The sequence below is a fragment of the Bradyrhizobium sp. BTAi1 genome (assembly GCF_000015165.1).
Taxonomy (GTDB): Bacteria; Pseudomonadota; Alphaproteobacteria; order Rhizobiales; family Xanthobacteraceae; genus Bradyrhizobium; species Bradyrhizobium denitrificans.
In genome coordinates, this window is sequence record NC_009485.1 from 5,597,930 (window position 1) to 5,616,216 (window position 18,287).

Consider the following 18,287-nt stretch of genomic DNA (forward strand, 5'->3'; position numbering starts at 1 on the left):
GGTGATTGCCACGTTCGGGTCAGCCGCGATACGCTGCGGCGCAGAGGCTGAAGCTGGTGGGATGGATTGACGTCATGGCACACAACACGACGCGCGTGGCGATCCTGTTCGGCGGGCGCTCGGCCGAGCATGACGTGTCCCGCGCCTCGGCCGCCAACATCTTCCGGTCGCTCGATGCGAGCCGATACGCCGTCACCTTGATCGGCATCACGCCGGAGGGGCGCTGGGTGCTGGCCGACGCCGTCAACGCCAGGACAGCCCAGGCTTTGACCGTGCCGCCGGACGGTCCGCAGATCGTGCTGCTGCCGGCCGGCCAGGGCCGCGCGCTGGTGCTCGGCGACGGCGCGGCCGCACCGCGCGAACTCACCTTCGATGTCATCTTCCCGGTGCTGCATGGTCCCAACGGCGAGGACGGCACCATGCAGGGGGCGCTGGAACTCGCCGATGTCGCCTATGTCGGCGCGCGGGTGATGGGATCGGCGGCGGCGATGGACAAGGACGTCGCCAAGCGCCTGCTGCGCGATGCCGGCCTGCCGATCGTGCCCTTCGTCACGATGACGGCAGCGGCACCGGTGAGCTACGAGGACGCCGTCCATGCCGTGGGCTGCTCTGAGCTGTTCATCAAGCCGGCCAATCTCGGCTCATCGGTCGGCATCTCCAAGGCGCGCACCCCGCAGGAGTTCGCCGCCGCCTGCGATCTCGCATTGCGCTTCGACGGCAAGATCCTGATCGAACGTTGCATCTCCCCGGTGCGCGAGATCGAATGCGCCGTGCTGGAGCATGCCGATGGCGAGGTCAAAGCCTCCGAGCTCGGCGAGATCGTGCCCGCGAGCAGCCACGGTTTCTATTCCTACGCGGCGAAGTACACCGATGCATCGGGGGCCTCGCTGCACGTCCCGGCGCAGGTCGAGCCTGGCCTGGCGCAGCGCATCCGCAAGATGGCGACCGAGGTGTTCGGCGTGCTCTGCTGCGAGAGCCTCGCGCGCGTCGACTTCTTCGTCCACGGCGAGGAGGTCTACGTCAACGAGGTGAACACCCTGCCCGGCTTCACCAATATCAGCATGTATCCAAAGATGTGGGAGGCCACCGGCCTGCCCCAGCCGGCGCTGATGGACGCCCTGATCGCGCACGCATTGGCGCGGCATGCGCGGCTGAGGCAGCTGGCGTCACAGCGCTGAGGACGCTTCTGCGCGCGTCACGTCAACGCGGCGCGACCTTGACGCCATCCGCCACCCGGTCGCCGGGATAGATGATCACGACGTCGCCGCTGGACACGCCCTCGGCCACCGCCGCGAACCGGCCCGAGCGGCGGATGATCCGCAACTTGCGCAACGCGGCGCGGCCGTCCTCGAGCACGAACACCGACCAGTCGTCGCCACGCTTGAACAGCGCGCCGGTCGGCACGATGGTCGCATCGTCCTGGGTGAAGACGGCGATCTGCGCATCGAGCTGATAGGCATCGCCCAGCCGCTGCCATTGGTCGGCCGGCGAGACGATGTCGATCAGCACGTTGACGCGCTGCTCCTCGACGCCGAGCGTGGAGATCTTGGTGAAGGCCGCCGGCTCGACGCGGCGAACCCGCCCCGGCAGGCGGCCCGCGCCGCCCCAACGGTCGATCGTGACGTCAGCGCCGGGAGCGATCTCGACTGCATCGGTGCTCAGCACGTCGACGACCACTTCGAGATCATGGGGATCGCCGAGATCGAGCAGCGCCGTGCCCGGCTGCACCATGGTCTCGCTTTCCTGGGTCACCTTCAGCACCAGCCCGCCGACCGGCGCCGTCACGTTCCAGCTGTCCGCCGGCACGTCCGCATCGGTGTTGCTGCCGTAACGCGCCAGCATCGCCCGGAGCTGTCCGAGTTCGTGCTGGGCGGCGTGGTCGACATATTCGGCGGCGCGCAGGTCGCGTTCGGCGACGCGCATCGTGAGCTCGGCGCGCTCCTTCGCCTGAATCGTCGCAGCCCCGCTTGCGGCCAGGGCCATGGTGCGCGCGAGATCGGCCGCCGCCTGCGCGCTCTGCGCCTGCGCCCGTGCCACCACCGCCTTGGCGCGTTCGACATTGGCCTCGGCCGCGCCGAGCCGCTCTTCGACCTCGCGGCGGGCGCGCGGATCGAGCAAGGGTGCCGGCGCCGGCGTGATGGTGGCGACCACGTCGTCGGCCTTGACCTGATCGCCGGCCTTGAAGCGGAGACGGCCCAGCCGTCCGGCGAGCGGCGCGGCCACGACATAGCGTTGGCGCACCCGCGTCTTGCCGTCGTCCTCCACGGTCGCGACGAACCGCCCTTTGGTCACCACAGCCGTCTCCACCGGAATGGGACCAGGCATCGCCATCCAGCCGACGGCGGCAGCGACCGCCAGAGCGATCGACGCGATGACGACACGGCGCAACACAGGACGCATGCTCATTCCCTGGTCTTGAGGGCGGCGACCAGATCGAGCCGATCGACCCTCCTGCGCACGATGATGGCGCTGATCGCGGCGCTGGCCAAGACCACCGCTGTCGCGATCAGGTACGTCCGCGGCGCGATCACGCCGGGAATCTGGAAGCTCTCGCTCGAATGCAGCCGCGCGATCAGCGCGATGATGCCGCGTGACAGCAACAGGCCGAGCGGAATCCCCAGCGCGATCTCGAGCGCGAATTCACCGAACAGGATGCCGGCGACCTCGCCGCGGGTGAAGCCGAGCACGCGCAGGCTGGCGAGCTCCCAGGCGCGCTCCTGCAGGCTGATGCGGGCGCTGTTGTAGACCACGCCGACGGTGATGATCGCAGCGAAGCCGGTGAGGATTCCCGCGGTGACGAAGACGAGGCCCGCGATCTTGTCGATGAAGGATGCAACGGCATAGGCCTTCATCGAGACGGATTCGATCATCGGCAGATTCTTGAACCGCGCGCCGAGCGCGGGCAGCGCCGCCGGATCGACATGCAGGCTGGCGGCCGAGATGACCTTGCCTTCACCGGTGAAGCGGTTCAGCGTGTCGATGTCCATGTAGGACGCCATCCCGATCGCCTCGTCGACGATGGCGCTCACCGGCACATCGCGGCGGCGCCGGCGGCCCTCCATCGCCTCCACGGTGACGAGATCGCCCGCGCTCAAGGCCAGCCGCTCGGCGAGCCGCCGCGTCAGCGTGATGCCGTCGGGCGCCGCCACGATCGGGCGGCGCGCCGCATCATGCGGACGGCGCAGCTCGTCCGCCGCCGCCAACCCGATCACCGAGGTCAGGTAGCTGCGCTGGCCGGCGCGCAGCCGCACCGGCACGATACGCTGACCTTCGGCCAGGAGCACGCCCGGCTGTCGCGCCAGGTCGCGCAACACCGCGCGATCCACCGGATGCGGGAAGGTGATGGAGGCGTTGCCGCGCTCGACCAGGTTGAACTGCAGTTCGATCATCTCGCCGATCGCATCGCGCCAGAAGATTCCGAGCACCATCATCGGCACCGCGAAGGCGATACCGACGACGGTGAACAGCGAGCGGAACGGACGCCCCGCGACGTTGCGCAGCATCATCATCCGCCGTGCGCGGCGCGCCACGCCGGGCATGATCCGCTCGATCCAGGAGCGGCGAAACCCCATCGGGACGGCCGGCCGCATCGCTTCCGCAGGCGCAAGTCCGACGACCGCCTGCAGCGCCGTGATGACACCGAGCGACCCGGCCGCCGTGCTGATCGCAACGCCAGCAAGGATCGACCACGGCGCAAGCCGGAACGGCAGCTCCGGCAGGCGAAAGAAGCCGTGGTAGCTCGTGATCATGGCCTGGCCGAAGCCGAGGCCGCCGACGATGCCGAGCGCCGATCCGATCAGCACGATGACCAGCATCAGCGCGAGGTAATGCAGGGTCAAGGCCGAGGTCGGAAAGCCGAGCGCTTTCAGGGCTGCGATCTGCTCGCGCTGCGCGGCGACCAGCCGCCCGAGCGCGCTGTTGAGCAGGAAGGCGGCGACGCCGAAGAAAATGATCGGAATGGTGATCGACATCACCTTCTGCTGGTTCAGCTCGTCCTCGAGAAACCGGTTCGACGGCTGGTCGCGCCGCGCGATCGCGCCGATCGATCCATAGGGCTCGAGCAGCCGGTCGAGCTCCTCGATGACGGGCTGTGCATCGGCCCCCGGTGCCAGCGCGACCACCGCGTCGTTGAACGCGCCCTTCATGTCGAAGGCGGCCTCGGCCGCGCTGCGGTCGACCCACAGGATCGCATAGAGGCGATCGTCCGGGATCGGCAATCCCGGACGCACCGCATAGACATATTCCGGCGACAGCACGATGCCGGAAACCCGGAACGCCTGCAGCCGGCCGTTGAGCAGCACGCGGATCTCGTCGCCCGGCTTGACGCCATTGGCATCCGCAAAGGCCTCGTTGACCGCGGCGCTGCGCGCGTCGCCAGGCGCGGGCGCCGTGCCGCGGCGCAGATGCAACCGCGCCAGCGGCTCATCACCGGCGCGGCTGAGCGAGACGAGGCGCGCCGACACCGGCTGCGCCGCGGCGGGCGCGTCAACGATGACCTCGCGCACGATCCGCGGCTCAGCCGCCAGGACGCCGGCGACAGCGTTGAGGCGGGCGACCAGCGTCAGCGGCGCGCGCTTCAAGGTGACGAAGACCTGCGGAAACCGCGCCTCTGCATAGAACAGCTCGCAGCCGGCGCGCAGCGATTGATAGGTGGAGACCGAGCCGACGAACACGGCGACACCCGCCGCAACCAGCAGCGCGATGGTGATCACCTGCCCGCGCATGGCGCCGATATCGCGCCAGAGCTTGCGGTTGAGCAGGCTCACCACGTCACCTCCTCGGCCGAGAGCCGCCGCGGATTGCGCGTCTCGCCGACGATGCGGCCGCCGCCGAGCCGCAGCACGCGGTCGGCCATCCCGGCGATCGCCGCATTGTGGGTGATGACGATGGTGGTGGTGCCGAGTTGCTCGTTGGCGCGCGCGATCGCGGCCAGCACCACTTTGCCGGTCTCGTAGTCGAGCGCACCGGTCGGCTCGTCACACAGCAGCACGTCAGGCGACTTCACGATGGCGCGGGCTACCGCGACCCGTTGCTGCTCGCCGCCGGACAGTTGCGAAGGAAAATGGTCGATCCGCCGCTCGAGGCCGACGAGCTTCAACACCTCCAGCGGATCGAGCGGCCTGTCGGCGATCTCGGTGACCAGCTGGACATTTTCGAGCACGGTCAGGCTGGGGATCAGGTTGTAGAACTGGAACACGAAGCCGACATGCTCGCGCCGGTAGCGCGTCAGCTCGGCATCGCCGGCGCCGACCAGCTGATGATCCCGCCATTGCGCGTCGCCCGACGTCGGACTGTCGAGCCCACCGAGGATGTTCAGCAGCGTCGACTTGCCTGAACCAGAGGGCCCGAGCAGCACCACGAATTCGCCCTCGATGATGTCGAGATCAACGTCGCGCAACGCATGCACCTCGACCTCGCCCATGCGGTAGGTCTTGGAGAGCTTGCGGGCGCGAAACACCGGCGAGACGCCCGGCCCCTCGAAGCGCGCGGCAGCGTTCATGTCGTTGATGATCGAGGGACTCATCAAACTGTGGTTCCTGCCGCAAGGCACGCGTCGAACGTCCCATGCATGTTCCCGTGACACCGGACAACATCACCAAGCATCGGCCAGCAGGCGCCAATGTCCGTTGATGCAGGTCAAGCGGTCGGCATTCCCGGCGCCGAGGCTTGAACTCACGCCTCCCTATGTCCATTCGACGGTTGCGATCACATAGACCAGCAAGGCCGCGCCGAGGCAGCGTCGCCACGGGTTGACGCCGCGACAGAGTTCGTCGACGGCCCACACGACAAGGCTGGCCTTGACCAGGCCGTCCAGATTGAGACCCATCCGCCCTGGCGGATGCCAGACCCAGCTGACAACGCTTCCCACCAGCACGATCCACAGCGCGGGGTTCGGCATCTGTGCGATCGTGATCTCGCCGGTCTGGCGATTTCGGAACAACCAATCCAGCAATCGGCGCATCGCACCACCGGCGTTCGATGTGAATGAGCTGCTTGGCGGCGGGCGCAATTCAGTACGGCATCACCGTCATGCGCCCCTGATTTCATCAGCCTCGCGCATGCGCGAGGAAGAAGCGGAGCATCTCGCGCGTGGCGTCCGGGCCGTTCGGATCGGTGTAGGAGCCGGCCGGGCTGCCGCCGGACCAGGCATGAGCGGCGCCATGGATGATCCAGTGCTCCGACGTCACCTGTCCGCGGTCGGTCAGAACCGTGCGCGTGTAGGCATGGCCGCCGGGCACGCGGCCGCGCGCGACCGACGCCGTCCCGCGCCCATTGGTGGATTGCGCGATCTGGTCGCCATTGGCCGGATGCACGGTGGTGTCGCGGTCGCCATGAAAGACGATGGTCGGCACGACCGCGCTGCGCGCGGCCGCCGGCGCGGCGCCGCCCTGACGCATGGCCATCAGCGCCGAGGGCAGATCGCGCGCGGCGCCGCATGCGAGGCCCGAATGGATGCCGGCGGCTGCATAAAGGTCGGGATAGGTCGCGGCCATGATGGCAGCCGCAGCGCCTCCAGCCGACAGGCCGGCGACGTAGACGCGCTTGGGATCGATCGCATGGTCCTGCATCACCTGGCGCGTGATGCCGGCGATCAGCGACGGCTCGCCGCCGTCGCGCTGCTGATCGCCGGTACGAAACCAGTTCCAGCATCTCGACGGATTGGCGCCGCTCGGCTGCTCGGGATAGACCACGAAGCAGCCCTGCGCCTCGGCCGCAAAATTCATCCGCGTGCCCGCGGCGAAATCGTCGGGGGATTGCGTGCAGCCATGCAGCATGACGATCAGCGGCAACGGATGTCCGTGCGTCCTGCTCGGGATCAGCAGCTTGTAGGACCTGTGCCCGGCCGCATTGCTGAAGCTGCGTTGGATGAAGCGCGCGCCCTCCGGCGCGATCTCATGCGCGGCCGGCATGCGCAGAGCAGGACCTCGCAAGCCGATGCCCGGGAGGTCGCGAAGGCCGTCACGACGGACGAAGCGCTTGCGCGCCAAAGCGGACGCGCCTCGCAATGGCATGTCGGAGTCTTGCGCTGCCGTGCGTTCCGCAGTGCGCACCTGCGCCGCCGCGTCCGGCGCGGCAGAACGCGCGCGCTCGCCGATACGCGTCGCCTCGCCGTCGATGGTCGGCGCCGACAACCGCCTTGGCGCCGGCCGCGCAGCCGCGGACGAGGCCGCAGCCGGAGCGCCGGCGCCGCGCAGCATCCGCTGCAGCAGCGCCGTGGCCTCGATGAGTTGACCGGCCCGCGTCAGTCGCGTCGCTTCGCGCATGATATCCTGATCGAGCATGACGCTACCTCATTCTGTCGGCGAGAGCGGCCTTGACCGCGGGGGTGGCATGGAGCGCGCCCAGCACCGCGACGGAGGCGATGGTGGCGCGGGCCAGTTCGGGCGTGACGTCGGCGGCGATGGTGGCGAGCCCCAGGACGTTGATCTGCAGCATCTGGCCGGCGCGCTGCGCCGCTTCGAGATCGGCGCGGCTGAAGTTGCGCAGGCCGAGATCCAGGCTGTGGCGCAGCGTGGACTGCTTGACCACGTCGCCATGCCGGTCGAGCTGGTTGCGGATCGCGGTGCGGATGAAATCGGTGCGGTTGGAATAGAACCCCTCCTGCACCATCAGGTCGATCTGACCGAGATCGACATAGCCGAGATTGACCGTGATCTTCTCGGTGTCGGGCGCCTTGGCGCGGAGCGGCTGGACGTTATCGGGCATCGTGACGGCATCCATCTTGCCATCCCACTGGATGGTGCATGGATGGTATATGGATGTCCCTCAGACTTATTCAAGCGGCGCGTGTCGTTCCATGCGCTGGCCCCCTCCCCCCGCCCTGTCACCCGCGTTCCGAGCCAGCGGCCCGCTGCTGGAGGCGCGCGACGCCGCGGGAGATGAACGGCCGCACGGGAAGGAACAGCCGGTAGCCCAATTCCAGCACCGCCAGCACGCCCGGCAGCGACGCCAGCCGCGCCGCCCAGCGCCACCGCGGCAGCCGCCGCCAGACCTCGACGAATGCTTCCGCGCCCGAGAGCAGCCGTCCGTCACCGGCGCGCACATGGAACCGCGCCATGGCCTCGCGCTGGGTCAGTCCCTCCGGAGGCGCGGCCCCCGCCGCGGAGACGTCGACGAAGCACAGCGCGCCGTCCTGGTCCGTGCGGCTGTAGTAACCGATCTCCGCCCTGCACAGCGGGCAGGATCCGTCATAATAAACGGTCGACGTCGCGCGCTCCGGCTCCATCCGGATCTCCTTCGGGAACGGCCGATCTCAGCCCTTAAGTCGGATACGTTTCGCGGACCGGTTTGGGTCTGCGTGCTCCCGGGATCGTGTTGATCTCGGCGCTATTACGGGTTGTTACGGTGCAAGTTTACGGAGACAGTGCACAGAACTGCGCAAGTCTCGTTGCGCGGCCTGTCTCCGCTCAATCCTCCGCTGCCGGCTTCGGCCCGCGTTTGGCCGGCTTGAGCACGCGCCCGGTCATTTTCTCGATTCGGGTGAGGAAACGGTCGCTGCCGATCGGACGGCCGATGCTCTCGGCGGCGCGCAGGCGGGCGAACAGCTCCTCCTCATCCTCGGGCGCGCGGCTCAGGAGGCCGACCATGTCCGGAAACATCGTCTTGACAGGCTCACGCGCGGTGACGCCGTCGTCGCGCCCGCGCAGATGCGCGCGCGTGCTCGACCACGCCCAGTCCTGGGCGCGTGTCACCAGCCGCGCCCGCACCGGGTTGAGGCTGACATAGCGCAGCGCCGCCGCCAGATGCGCCTCGTCCATCGCCACCGCGCCGAACCGCCCCTGCCAGAAATGCCCTCTGCGCTTGCGGCGCGCCTGGATGATTCCGGCATAGACACGATGCACCCGCGCCAGCGCCCGACGCAGGCCATCGGCATCCGACGGCACCAGGATCAGATGCACATGGTTCGGCATCAGGCACCACGCCCACACCGCAACGTCGGCCGCCTGGCAATGGGTCGCAAGCAGGTCACGATAGAGCGCGTAATCGTCGTCACCGAAAAAGGTGCGTGCGCGACCATTGCCGCGCTGGGTGACATGATGCGGCAGACCGGGGACGACGACACGGGCAAGGCGGGCCATGTGCCATCCTGCGCGTTCGGGCGACGGATGTCAAATTAAATGCACTGTCACCGTAATACCTGGATCATGCCGAATAAATAGCCGCCACTAATTAATTAGTTAATACTATTGTTATCGGAGCGACGGCCCCCTGACGACCTCCCCTCGCGATCCGCCTACCCCTTCCAGCAGGGCTGTCGGATATGAGCAGACATCGGCGCGCTCCGAGGGAGCCCGACAATGAGTTACTGCATCATGCCCGGGCTTGACCCGGGCATCCACGCTTTCTTTCCACGCCAAACCGACGTGGATGGCCGGGACAAGCCCGGCCATGACGGCGGGGAAGCAGACGAGCGCGAACCAAGAATCGCCATATGCGATTGCCCGTCCCCTGCACGGGCCGCCCGCAGGGCCGGCGCGATCAGCAGACCCCAACCGAAAATCCGAATTATACACCTTCTGTTTTTCGGAAATCAATGCTATGATCTCGCCATCCCGCCTCACTTGAGGGGCGCATCGCGATCGTCACGAGCGTGGGGTGCGGGATGCGGTGGGCGTGTCGGGTTGCAGCGTGAGCGATCATGCCGACGAACGATCCGATACGCACGGCGAAATCGTGTGGTCCTGGTCTCCCGGTGCTGAGACCAAGTTCGCGCTGCCACGTTCGACGAGCGCGCGGGCGACGGGGGCAAAACGCCGGTCCCCGGGGAGAGCACGTATAAGCCGTTCCAACCATCGCGCGGGGAAGGCCGGATGATCCGGCCCGTACCTGTGGTGACTGCCGCCTGCTTTTTCTGCTGCAGGCGGGCCATGGGTGCCGACCGGCACCCGGCCTTCCCCGCGCCCTCATTCTCGAGAGGGCGATCAGATGAGCAACACTCGGACGCGAAAGCGGGTGCGAGGATGAGAACGCATGTTTCACCACCGTCATTGCGAGGAGCGCAGCGACGAAGCAATCCAGCGTCGTCGCGGGACTCTGGATTGCTTCGCTCGCAATGGCGCCCCTCTCTACTGTCGTCGTCCCGGCAAGCCGCGACGCCGCGCAGCGGCGCGGCGCCGACCCGGGACCCGGACTCCGCGGCGGTCGTGTGAGGCATGATGGAGCATGCAGCCTTCGCCCCATGCAAGACGGTGGTTATGGATTCCGGCGTGCGCCGGGATGACACCGAATGTTTGGGGGCTGCGGGGGGCTCACGGATGTATGCTTGAACCTTTACTCCCGCCATCGGAACACACCGAGACGCCTCACTCCTGCCCAACCCCGCAGAAAAACCGACTGAACCACCCTCCCCGATCCGGTACACTTGCGACGTGACAAACCGCCCTACGATTCTCGTCTTCGACTCCGGCCTCGGCGGCCTTTCCGTGCTGCGCGAGGTGGTGCGCGCCCGCCCGGATGCGCATTACGTCTATGTCGCCGACGACGCGTTCTTTCCCTACGGCCATCACAGCCAGGAGGCGCTGATCGCCCGCGTGGTGCCGCTGATGGGCGAGTTGATCGCCGGACATCGGCCGGACCTGATCGTGATCGCCTGCAACACCGCGTCGGTGCAGACGCTGGCGCCGCTGCGCGCCGCTTACGCCACGCCGTTCGTCGGCACGGTGCCGGCGATCAAGCCGGCCTGCGCGCAGTCGCGGACCAAACGCGTGTCGGTGCTCGGCACCAAGGCGACCGTGCAGCGCGAATACACCCACGCCCTCATCCGCGACTTTGCGCAAGGCTGCGCCGTCACCCTGGTCGGCTCGCCGGAGCTGGCCTCGCTGGCCGAAGCGGCGCTCAGCGGAACCAGCGTCAGCGACGCGGCCATCGCGGCCGAGATCGCGCCCTGCTTCGTCGGCGATGCCACCGATCCCGCAGGCCGCACCGACACGGTCGTACTCGCCTGCACGCATTATCCGCTGCTGCTCGATCGCCTTGAACGGCTGGCGCCATGGCCGGTCGCCTGGATCGACCCGGCGCCGGCCATCGCGCGCCGTGTCGTGGATCTGCTGGGGCCGGCGACCGCGAGCGCCGGCGATTGCGGCGCCACCATGATCTTCACCTCGCAAAAGCCGCATCAACTCAGCCAGGCGCTGACGTCCTATTTCGGCGGCCGCGTGCCGGCCTGACGGAGACCTTGCGATGTCTGCGACGCCCAAACCGCTCAACCGCCTCAAACAGGCCTGGCGCGACAAGAGACCCACCTTCGGCGCGATCGCCACCATCCCGAGCATTCAGACCGTGCGCATCATGGCGCAGCAGCTCGACTGGATCATCGTCGACCTCGAGCACGGGCCGATCGATCTTTCCACCGCGCATGCGATGATCACGGCCACATCGGGCACACCCTGCGTCCCCCTGGTGCGCATCGCGGCCAACGAGCCGCATCTGGCGAAAGCGCCGATGGATCTCGGCGCCCTCGGCATCAACTTCCCGATGATCTCCAGCCGCACAGAGGCCGAGAAGGCGGTGCGCAGCGTGCGCTATCCGCCCCGCGGCGACCGGCTGTGGGGACCGTTCCACGCGCCGTTCCACTGGAACGTGTCGATGGCCGAGTACATGGCGACCGCCGATGACGACATGGTCTGCATGGTGACGATCGAGCATGTCGAGGCCGTCGAGCGCATCGACGAGATCATGGCCACGCCCGGCATCGACATCGCGGTGATCGGCCCCGGCGACTTGGCCACCTCGATCAACAAGCGCGGCCAGCTCGATGATCCCGCAGTGACATCCCTGATCGCCCGTGCCGAGGCCGGCATCCTCAAATCCGGCGTGCCGATCGGCGGCGCGGCGCGCTCGGCCGAGCAGGCCAATGCGATGATCGAACGCGGCTATGTGGCGCTGGCGCTGGGTTTCGACTGGTCCTTGTTCCAGCGCGGCATTGCCGCAAGCTTCGAAGGGATCAAACGCTGATTCGGTGCCGTCTGCGGCGCGCCTCAACTTTCCAACGAAAAACAACATTTGGGGAGAAGACCATGATGAAAAAGACGATTTTCGGCCTGTCGCTGACCGTGTTCGGACTTGGCGCGGCGCTGGCCCAGCAGCCGGCGATCAAGCGCACGCTGCTGCAGAAGACCGATTTTCCGGACGGTTATACCATCGTCCAGGCGATCGCCGAGGTGGCGGCCGGCGGCGCCGCGGGCCGGCATACCCATCCGGGCGTCGAGACCGCCTATATCCTGGAGGGCGAGGCGGATCTGATCGTCGAGGGACAGCCGGACCGACGCCTGAAACCGGGTGATTCGTTCCAGATTCCCGCGGGCGTGGTCCATGACGCCAAGGTTCATGGCGACAAGGGCCTGAAAGTGCTCGGTGTTTACGTCGTCGACAAGACCAGGCCGCTCGCCTCGCCCGCGCCATAGGCGAGGGCTTTCGTTGCCCCGTCGCTAGGTGCTAACAGCAGCCGCCGCCGGGGCGACGGACAGGCCACAAAATACGGATCGGGAGTGACGGGTTCAGGATGCGCGGAACAACCAGGCCGATTTCCCTGCACCGCCGTCTGATCATCGATCTGATGCGTGCCTCGCGCGACGTGCCCTTCGTGTCGCTGTCCCGCTCGATTGCTATCGGCCCTCTGCTGGACGCGCGGGCCGCGACCGCCTGCCCGCCCGGCTTCGCCGCGCTGTTCGTCAAGGCCTTCGCGCTGGTCGCCCGCGACGAGCCGGTGCTGCGCACGCTCTATGTCAAATGGCCGTGGCCCTGCTTCTACGAGCTGCCGCGCAGCGTCGCGACCGTGACCATCGCCCGGGTCGAGAATGGCGAGGATTGCGTGCTGCCGCAGCGCATCGCCGGACCGGAAAACATGACCCTGGCCGAGATCGATGCCATGATCCGGCAGGGCAAGGAGGCGCCGCTCGGCGACGTCCCGATGTTCCGCAAAATCATGCGGGCGACCCGGTTACCGCTGCCGCTGCGCCGCTTCGCCTGGTGGGTAGGGCTCAGTTTCGGCCGGCAACGGGCCAATTGGTTCGGCAATTTCTCCGTGACCAGCGTCGCCGCCTGTGGCGGCGGTGAGCTGCTGGCGCTGAGCCCGGGGCCGTTCATCATCAATTTCGACCTCGTCCAGCCGGATCAGACGATCCGCCTCCTGATCCGCTGGGACCACCGCGTCACCGATGGGGCCATGATCGCCAGGACGGCCATCCGGCTCGCCCAGGTGCTGAACGGCGAGCTCGCGGCCGAGCTGAGGGCGGCCGGCCGCGGAGCAGCGGACGCTGGCCGGAATTGCACCGCCGCGCGGGAGAAAATCGCCGTCCCGCAGGCGCCGGAGCGGTGATTTACCGGCCGGCGCGGCGGTTAAGGTTTGACAAGTCAGCGGTTTCTCCCTTAAGAACCGCCCTGCTCGCGGGCCGCTTTCGGCCCGCGTTGCGTTTCGCGACCCGTGGCCTCGTCTCCTCACGCTTTGGGGATCGGCCTGTCGGTGGACCGGGGTTCCCGGACACACAGGAGGGCGCGTTTCCTCAAACCCGAACGCAAGACTTGAAGAGGACGCGATGACTAAGCGCAGTGAGGCGAAGTACAAGATCGATCGCCGCATGGGCCAGAATATCTGGGGCCGCCCGAAGAGCCCCGTGAACCGCCGCGAATACGGCCCCGGCCAGCACGGCCAGCGCCGCAAGGGCAAGCTCTCCGATTTCGGCGTGCAGCTGCGCGCCAAGCAGAAGCTGAAGGGTTATTACGCCAACATCTCCGAGCGCCAGTTCCACGGCATCTATGTCGAGGCCGGCCGCTTGAAGGGTGACACCGGCGAGAACCTGATCGGCATTCTCGAGCGCCGTCTCGACACCGTGGTGTTCCGCGCCAAGTTCGTCTCGACCATGTTCGCCGCGCGCCAGTTCATCAACCACGGCCACATCAAGGTGAACGGCCGCAAGGTCAACATCGCGAGCTACCAGGTCAAGCCGGGCGACGTGATCGAGGTCAAGGAAGCCTCGAAGCAGCTCGCCATCGTGCTCGAAGCCACCCAGCTCGCCGAGCGTGACGTGCCCGACTATATCGAGGCCGATCACTCCAAGATGACCGCGAAGTTCATCCGCATCCCGGCGCTGTCGGACGTGCCGTTCGCGGTGCAGATGGAGCCGCATCTGATCGTCGAGTTCTACTCGCGCTGATCTTGACCGGACCCAGGTCCGATCACATCTGATATTCCGAAGGCCCTGGCACGCGCCGGGGCCTTTGTCTTTTGGAATTTCGGATGAGGCGAACAGATTCCCGAATGCCACACTTGCCACGAATTCGCCTCACCCTGGGCTGACAGCTCCGCCGTCCCGTGATTCACTGTCGCCAGTTGTAAAGTAGCGGGGCGTTCGCCATGGAGTTCAACAGGCGCACTATCATCTTCGGCGCATTGCCGACCGATGCGGTCGGCGCTCCGGCTCTTCCGCCGTTGCGTTCGCCACCGTTACGCGCACGGCCGTCGGGGATCCGCTACCGGTTCAACGACGGCGTCTATCCTTCGACCGTCTTCGACATTCTTGAACGCTCCTGCTGGCACGTCCAGTCCGATGCGACAGCCCATGTGATCCGCCATCTCGGCACCGGGCTCACCTTTGCCGACGCGCAACTCGGCTATGATCCGTTCGCGCTCGAGCTTCTCCATTGTTTCGATGAGGCCCACGACCAGCCCGACGACTGGCAGACCATGCTGGTCGGCTGGGCCGCGGTGAACATGGGCTGGAACATCAAGCGGCAGCGGCCGGGCGCCGCTCTGCTTCTTTCACCGTCCCGACGCAGCCCGCTGGAGTCCTGGGTGTTCGATTGTGCGAAGGCGCCGCTGCTGGTGACCAAGCCCATCGATATCTCCAGGCCGCTGCGGCCGGATATCTGGCTCGCAGCATGACCGGGATGGCGGCGCGTTTTGCCGGGAGGGCACGAGTTGGGTAAGGTCGCAGTCTGAAAGCCGAACGAGGACTGCCGATGTACTACACCCCGCCCCCGCGCGATCCCAAGGCGCCGCCCGTGCGCGTCAACCTGTTGTCCGACACGCAGACCCGCCCCACCGCCGCGATGCGCGCGGCGATGGCGCGGGCCGAGGTCGGCGATGAGCAGATCGGCGACGATCCGACCGTGCATGAATTGTGCGGGCGGGTCGCCACGCTGCTCGGCAAGGAGGCCGCTGTGCTGATGCCGTCGGGCACCATGTGCAACGTCGCCGCGACGCTGGTGCATTGCCGGCCCGGCGACGAGATCCTGGCGCATGAGACCGCTCATATCATCTCGCGCGAAGGCGGCGCGCATGCCGCGCTCGGCGGCTTCCAGGTGACGCAGCTGAAAGGACCGGACGGCCAGTTCACGCCGGAGACGTTCCGCGCCGCGCTGCATCCGCGCTCGCGCTATCAGCCGCCGCAGACCGTGGTCAGCGTCGAGCAGACCGCCAATATCGGCGGCGGGACGATCTGGAAGAAGGCCGCACTCGACGAGATCGTCGCGATCGCCAAGGCGAATGGCATGGCGACGCATATGGATGGCGCGCGGCTGCTCAATGCCACCGTCGCCACCGGCATTCCGGCGGCCGAGATGACCGCAGGCTGGGATTCGGCCTGGATCGATTTCTCCAAGGGTTTGGGCGCCCCCATCGGCGGCGTGCTCGCCGGCAGCGCCGCCTTCATCGACGAGGTCTGGCGCTGGAAGCAGCGGCTCGGCGGCGCGATGCGCCAGGCCGGGGTAATCGCAGCCGCCTGCATCCACGCGCTCGATCATCACGTTGACCGGCTGGCCGAGGATCACGCCAATGCGCGCGCGCTGGCGCGCGGGCTGGCGCAGATCCAGGGCATCGAGGTGCAGGAGCCCGAGACCAATCTCGTATTCTTCAGGCCCGACGGCGCCGGCGTCTCCGGCGACAGGATGGTGAGTGACTTGCGCCGGCGCGGCGTGCTGCTCGCGATGATGGACGGCCGCATCCGCGCCTGCACCCATCTCGACGTCTCAGCCGCCATGATCGAGGAAACGATCGGCCATGTCAGGGAGATCGTGCGCGGGGCATGAAGGAGCCCGGGGGACGCTCCGCTCACCTGGGCTACGTCAGAGCCTCGTAGACCAGCTGCCGCACCTCGTTGGCGATGCGGCCCCGCTGCGACGGCGCCTGCATCATGACGATGACGAACAGATCGTCGGCGGGATCGATGAAGAAGAACGTTCCGCCGACGCCGTCCCAGCCATATTCGCCTCGCGGCCGCGGCGGCTTCTCAACAAGGCGCACCGAGAATCCCAGACCGAAACCGCTCTCCGCGCCCGGAAAGTAAAGATCATCACGACGAATTCCCGCCGCCAGGACATGATCCTGCGCCATCAACGCGACGGTCTCGGGCTTCAGATAGAGCTTGCCGTCGAGCGCGCCGCCATTCAGCAGCATCTGCGCAAACCGCGCATAGTCGGAGATGGTGCCGATCATGCCCGCTCCGCCGGACTCCCAGCGCCGCGGCCGAATGGGATCGTCGAGGCCGGCAATCGGCCGATCGAACCAATCGCGCGGCGACGGCTCGGCAACGCGGCTGCGCTGGCTCGGGTCGGCGAGGACGAACGCGGTCTCGCGCATGCCGAGCGGCCCAAGCAGCCGCTCGGTCTCGAACTGAAACAGCGAGCGGCCGGAGACGATTTCGATCACCCGCCCGAGCACGTCGGTCGAGTGGCCGTAGTCCCACAACGTGCCGGGCTGTTCGGCGAGCGGCAGCCTGGCGAGGCGTGCGACGAAGGCGGCGTTGTCGATGTCGCCATCGAACAGATGCGCATTGGCATAGAGTCGGCGCACCGCCGTCTCGCCATAGAACCCGTAGGTGATGCCCGAGGTGTGACGCAGCAGATCGAGAATGGTGATCGGGCGCGCCAGCGGCGCCCCCTCGACCGTCGTCTCGGCAAAGGCAGGGATGAACTTCGACAGCGGGTCATTCAGGCTGAGCCTGCCGTCATCGACCAACATCATCGCCGCCACCGACGTGACCGGCTTGGTCATCGAGTAGATGCGAAAGATCGCATCCGCCGTCATCGGCGCGCGGGTCGCGGGATCGCGCAAGCCGAAGCTCTGCAGTAACGCCGGAGCGGCGTGCTGCTGCACCAGAACGACCGCGCCGGGAATGTTGCCGGAGGAGACCTCGTTTCGGAAATAGTCGGAAACGCGATCGAGCCGCGCCCGATCGAGCTGGCGCGAGGCCCCGCCCGTCCGCGCCAGGACCGGCAGCATCGGCGCCGCGACAAGCCCACCGAGCAGCGCGCGGCGCGAGAGCAGCCGGATCTTGCAAGCGGGTTCGTCAGCGATCGGCCGCATTCACGTCGCGTGGCCGCGGTCGATGATGGCCTCGCTCAACGCCTGGTCGTGCAGCTCGGCACTCTGTTCGGAGAAGCAGCAGAACACGATCTGCGACAGCGACGTCTCCTCGCGGGTCGCATCGACCGCGGTCGATACCGCGATCGAGGCGGCAAGATCGGCGGGGAAGCGGAAGATTCCGGTCGAGATCGCGGGAAACGCGACGGAGTCCAGCAAATGCTTGTGGCACAGCTCGATCGAGCGACGATAGCACGACGCCAGCAATTCCGGCTCGCCGCGCTCGCCGCCCTGCCACACCGGACCCACCGTATGGATCACGTGGCGGGCCGGCAACCGGTAGCCCCGGGTGATCTTGGCCTCGCCGGTCCTGCAGCCATGGAGCATGCGGCATTCCATGACGAGCTCCGGCCCCGCCGCGCGATGGATTGCGCCATCGACGCCGCCACCGCCGAGCAACGACGAGTTCGCGGCGTTGACGATGGCGTCAACGCCGAGCTTGGTGATGTCGGCTGTGATGACCTCGAACCGGGTCGCGCCGATCTTTCGGACTGGATAGCTCAGGCCGAGGCTGCCGTGCCGACCGGAATGCCCTTGTCGGTGAACAGCTGTTGCAGCTCGCCGCTCTGGAACATCTCGCGCACGATGTCGCAACCGCCGATGAACTCACCCTTCACATAGAGCTGGGGGATGGTCGGCCAGTTGGAGAACGTCTTGATGCCGTTGCGGAGCTCGGCGGATTCCAGCACGTTCAGGCCCTTATAGCCGACGCCGACATGATCGAGAATCTGGACGACTTGGCCGGAAAATCCGCACTGCGGAAATTGCGGCGTCCCCTTCATGAACAGGACGACGTCGTTCGACTTCACTTCGTTGTCAATGAATTGCTCAATGCTCATCTTCGCTTCCTCTAGGGCGCCTCAAGGAACGCCTGGGGCTCGGTGCCGTCCTGCACCAGGGACGCATTCCGTCCCGGCTGACAGGCCAC

Annotated in this window: 19 protein-coding genes; 8 read left to right on the forward strand and 11 right to left on the reverse strand. The window is 67.2% G+C overall.

The annotated features are described in order from the left end of the window. Nucleotides 1-74 precede the first annotated feature (74 nt). Entirely contained in the window at nt 75-1,178 is a 1,104-nt protein-coding gene (locus BBTA_RS25110; RefSeq protein ID WP_012045314.1) for a D-alanine--D-alanine ligase family protein, read from the forward strand. Between the two features lie 22 nt (nt 1,179-1,200). On the opposite strand, the gene BBTA_RS25115 is transcribed toward BBTA_RS25110, so the two are convergent. From BBTA_RS25115 to BBTA_RS25150, 8 genes are all read right to left on the reverse strand, one after another. Next, nucleotides 1,201-2,400, reverse strand: coding sequence for an efflux RND transporter periplasmic adaptor subunit (locus BBTA_RS25115; protein WP_012045315.1), 1,200 nt, complete (start codon nt 2,398-2,400; stop codon nt 1,201-1,203). A 2-nt stretch (nt 2,401-2,402) separates the two neighbouring features. Beyond that, nucleotides 2,403-4,769: an ABC transporter permease gene (locus BBTA_RS25120; protein ID WP_012045316.1), complete on the reverse strand. Its 2,367-nt coding sequence runs from the start codon at nt 4,767-4,769 to the stop codon at nt 2,403-2,405. Further along, nucleotides 4,763-5,524 (reverse strand): ABC transporter ATP-binding protein, encoded by a 762-nt coding sequence (locus BBTA_RS25125; protein WP_012045317.1) that lies wholly within the window; start codon nt 5,522-5,524, stop codon nt 4,763-4,765. Before BBTA_RS25125 ends, BBTA_RS25120 begins: the two co-directional genes overlap by 7 nt. Nucleotides 5,525-5,683: 159 nt before the next feature. After that, the gene (locus BBTA_RS25130) at nt 5,684-5,962 is read right to left on the reverse strand and encodes a hypothetical protein (protein WP_012045318.1); all 279 of its coding nucleotides are present in this window, start codon (nt 5,960-5,962) and stop codon (nt 5,684-5,686) included. Between the two features lie 85 nt (nt 5,963-6,047). Continuing rightward, complete coding sequence (locus BBTA_RS25135) at nt 6,048-7,283, reverse strand: PHB depolymerase family esterase (RefSeq protein ID WP_012045319.1); 1,236 nt, start codon at nt 7,281-7,283, stop codon at nt 6,048-6,050. Between the two features lie 4 nt (nt 7,284-7,287). After that, nucleotides 7,288-7,707: a CopG family transcriptional regulator gene (locus BBTA_RS25140; RefSeq protein WP_041751609.1), complete on the reverse strand. Its 420-nt coding sequence runs from the start codon at nt 7,705-7,707 to the stop codon at nt 7,288-7,290. Nucleotides 7,708-7,825: 118 nt separating this feature from the next. Continuing rightward, complete coding sequence (locus BBTA_RS25145; RefSeq protein WP_012045321.1) at nt 7,826-8,227, reverse strand: thiol-disulfide oxidoreductase DCC family protein; 402 nt, start codon at nt 8,225-8,227, stop codon at nt 7,826-7,828. Between the two features lie 181 nt (nt 8,228-8,408). Continuing rightward, nucleotides 8,409-9,080 (reverse strand): transposase, encoded by a 672-nt coding sequence (locus BBTA_RS25150; RefSeq protein ID WP_012045322.1) that lies wholly within the window; start codon nt 9,078-9,080, stop codon nt 8,409-8,411. A gap of 1,290 nt (nt 9,081-10,370) precedes the next feature. On the opposite strand from BBTA_RS25150, the gene murI reads away from it, so the two are divergent. The 7 genes from murI (at nt 10,371) to BBTA_RS25185 (ending at nt 16,026) form a co-directional block, all read left to right on the forward strand. Next, nucleotides 10,371-11,168: a glutamate racemase gene (murI, locus tag BBTA_RS25155; RefSeq protein ID WP_012045323.1), complete on the forward strand. Its 798-nt coding sequence runs from the start codon at nt 10,371-10,373 to the stop codon at nt 11,166-11,168. A gap of 13 nt (nt 11,169-11,181) precedes the next feature. Further along, on the forward strand, nt 11,182-11,955 hold the full coding sequence (locus BBTA_RS25160) for an HpcH/HpaI aldolase/citrate lyase family protein (RefSeq protein ID WP_012045324.1): 774 nt from the start codon (nt 11,182-11,184) through the stop codon (nt 11,953-11,955). Between the two features lie 62 nt (nt 11,956-12,017). Next, complete coding sequence (locus BBTA_RS25165; RefSeq protein ID WP_041750880.1) at nt 12,018-12,404, forward strand: cupin domain-containing protein; 387 nt, start codon at nt 12,018-12,020, stop codon at nt 12,402-12,404. 98 nt (nt 12,405-12,502) lie between these two features. Next, on the forward strand, nt 12,503-13,318 hold the full coding sequence (locus BBTA_RS25170) for a hypothetical protein (RefSeq protein WP_012045326.1): 816 nt from the start codon (nt 12,503-12,505) through the stop codon (nt 13,316-13,318). Between the two features lie 217 nt (nt 13,319-13,535). Further along, nucleotides 13,536-14,153, forward strand: a complete 618-nt coding sequence (rpsD, locus tag BBTA_RS25175; protein WP_012045327.1) for a 30S ribosomal protein S4 — start codon at nt 13,536-13,538, stop codon at nt 14,151-14,153. A 200-nt stretch (nt 14,154-14,353) separates the two neighbouring features. Next, entirely contained in the window at nt 14,354-14,881 is a 528-nt protein-coding gene (locus BBTA_RS25180) for a hypothetical protein (protein ID WP_041750881.1), read from the forward strand. A gap of 77 nt (nt 14,882-14,958) precedes the next feature. Further along, nucleotides 14,959-16,026, forward strand: a complete 1,068-nt coding sequence (locus BBTA_RS25185; RefSeq protein WP_012045329.1) for a low specificity L-threonine aldolase — start codon at nt 14,959-14,961, stop codon at nt 16,024-16,026. Nucleotides 16,027-16,057: 31 nt separating this feature from the next. Here the strand turns inward: BBTA_RS25185 and BBTA_RS25190 are convergent, their stop codons facing one another. The 3 genes from BBTA_RS25190 to grxD are packed head-to-tail and all read right to left on the reverse strand — an operon-like array spanning nt 16,058 to nt 18,198. Beyond that, nucleotides 16,058-17,302, reverse strand: a complete 1,245-nt coding sequence (locus BBTA_RS25190) for a serine hydrolase (protein ID WP_012045330.1) — start codon at nt 17,300-17,302, stop codon at nt 16,058-16,060. Continuing rightward, nucleotides 17,303-17,863 (reverse strand): O-acetyl-ADP-ribose deacetylase, encoded by a 561-nt coding sequence (locus BBTA_RS25195; RefSeq protein WP_012045331.1) that lies wholly within the window; start codon nt 17,861-17,863, stop codon nt 17,303-17,305. Further along, a complete protein-coding gene (grxD, locus tag BBTA_RS25200; RefSeq protein ID WP_008961081.1) occupies nt 17,860-18,198 on the reverse strand; it encodes a Grx4 family monothiol glutaredoxin in 339 nt (112 codons plus the stop codon). The genes BBTA_RS25195 and grxD overlap by 4 nt, the downstream gene beginning before the upstream one ends. Between the last annotated feature and the right edge of the window lie 89 nt (nt 18,199-18,287).

What these genes read in the sequence shown, in the direction of transcription:
- BBTA_RS25180 (WP_041750881.1), top strand. Translation starts at nt 14,354, where the DNA reads ATGGAGTTCAACAGGCGCACTATCATCTTCGGCGCATTGCCGACCGAT.
- BBTA_RS25115 (WP_012045315.1), bottom strand. Translation starts at nt 2,400, where the DNA reads ATGCGTCCTGTGTTGCGCCGTGTCGTCATCGCGTCGATCGCTCTGGCG.
- BBTA_RS25170 (WP_012045326.1), top strand. Translation starts at nt 12,503, where the DNA reads ATGCGCGGAACAACCAGGCCGATTTCCCTGCACCGCCGTCTGATCATC.
- grxD (WP_008961081.1), bottom strand. Translation starts at nt 18,198, where the DNA reads ATGAGCATTGAGCAATTCATTGACAACGAAGTGAAGTCGAACGACGTC.
- BBTA_RS25125 (WP_012045317.1), bottom strand. Translation starts at nt 5,524, where the DNA reads ATGAGTCCCTCGATCATCAACGACATGAACGCTGCCGCGCGCTTCGAG.
- BBTA_RS25110 (WP_012045314.1), top strand. Translation starts at nt 75, where the DNA reads ATGGCACACAACACGACGCGCGTGGCGATCCTGTTCGGCGGGCGCTCG.
- BBTA_RS25185 (WP_012045329.1), top strand. Translation starts at nt 14,959, where the DNA reads ATGTACTACACCCCGCCCCCGCGCGATCCCAAGGCGCCGCCCGTGCGC.
- BBTA_RS25165 (WP_041750880.1), top strand. Translation starts at nt 12,018, where the DNA reads ATGATGAAAAAGACGATTTTCGGCCTGTCGCTGACCGTGTTCGGACTT.
- BBTA_RS25135 (WP_012045319.1), bottom strand. Translation starts at nt 7,283, where the DNA reads ATGCTCGATCAGGATATCATGCGCGAAGCGACGCGACTGACGCGGGCC.
- rpsD (WP_012045327.1), top strand. Translation starts at nt 13,536, where the DNA reads ATGACTAAGCGCAGTGAGGCGAAGTACAAGATCGATCGCCGCATGGGC.
- BBTA_RS25160 (WP_012045324.1), top strand. Translation starts at nt 11,182, where the DNA reads ATGTCTGCGACGCCCAAACCGCTCAACCGCCTCAAACAGGCCTGGCGC.
- BBTA_RS25150 (WP_012045322.1), bottom strand. Translation starts at nt 9,080, where the DNA reads ATGGCCCGCCTTGCCCGTGTCGTCGTCCCCGGTCTGCCGCATCATGTC.
- BBTA_RS25145 (WP_012045321.1), bottom strand. Translation starts at nt 8,227, where the DNA reads ATGGAGCCGGAGCGCGCGACGTCGACCGTTTATTATGACGGATCCTGC.
- BBTA_RS25130 (WP_012045318.1), bottom strand. Translation starts at nt 5,962, where the DNA reads ATGCGCCGATTGCTGGATTGGTTGTTCCGAAATCGCCAGACCGGCGAG.
- BBTA_RS25190 (WP_012045330.1), bottom strand. Translation starts at nt 17,302, where the DNA reads ATGCGGCCGATCGCTGACGAACCCGCTTGCAAGATCCGGCTGCTCTCG.
- BBTA_RS25140 (WP_041751609.1), bottom strand. Translation starts at nt 7,707, where the DNA reads ATGCCCGATAACGTCCAGCCGCTCCGCGCCAAGGCGCCCGACACCGAG.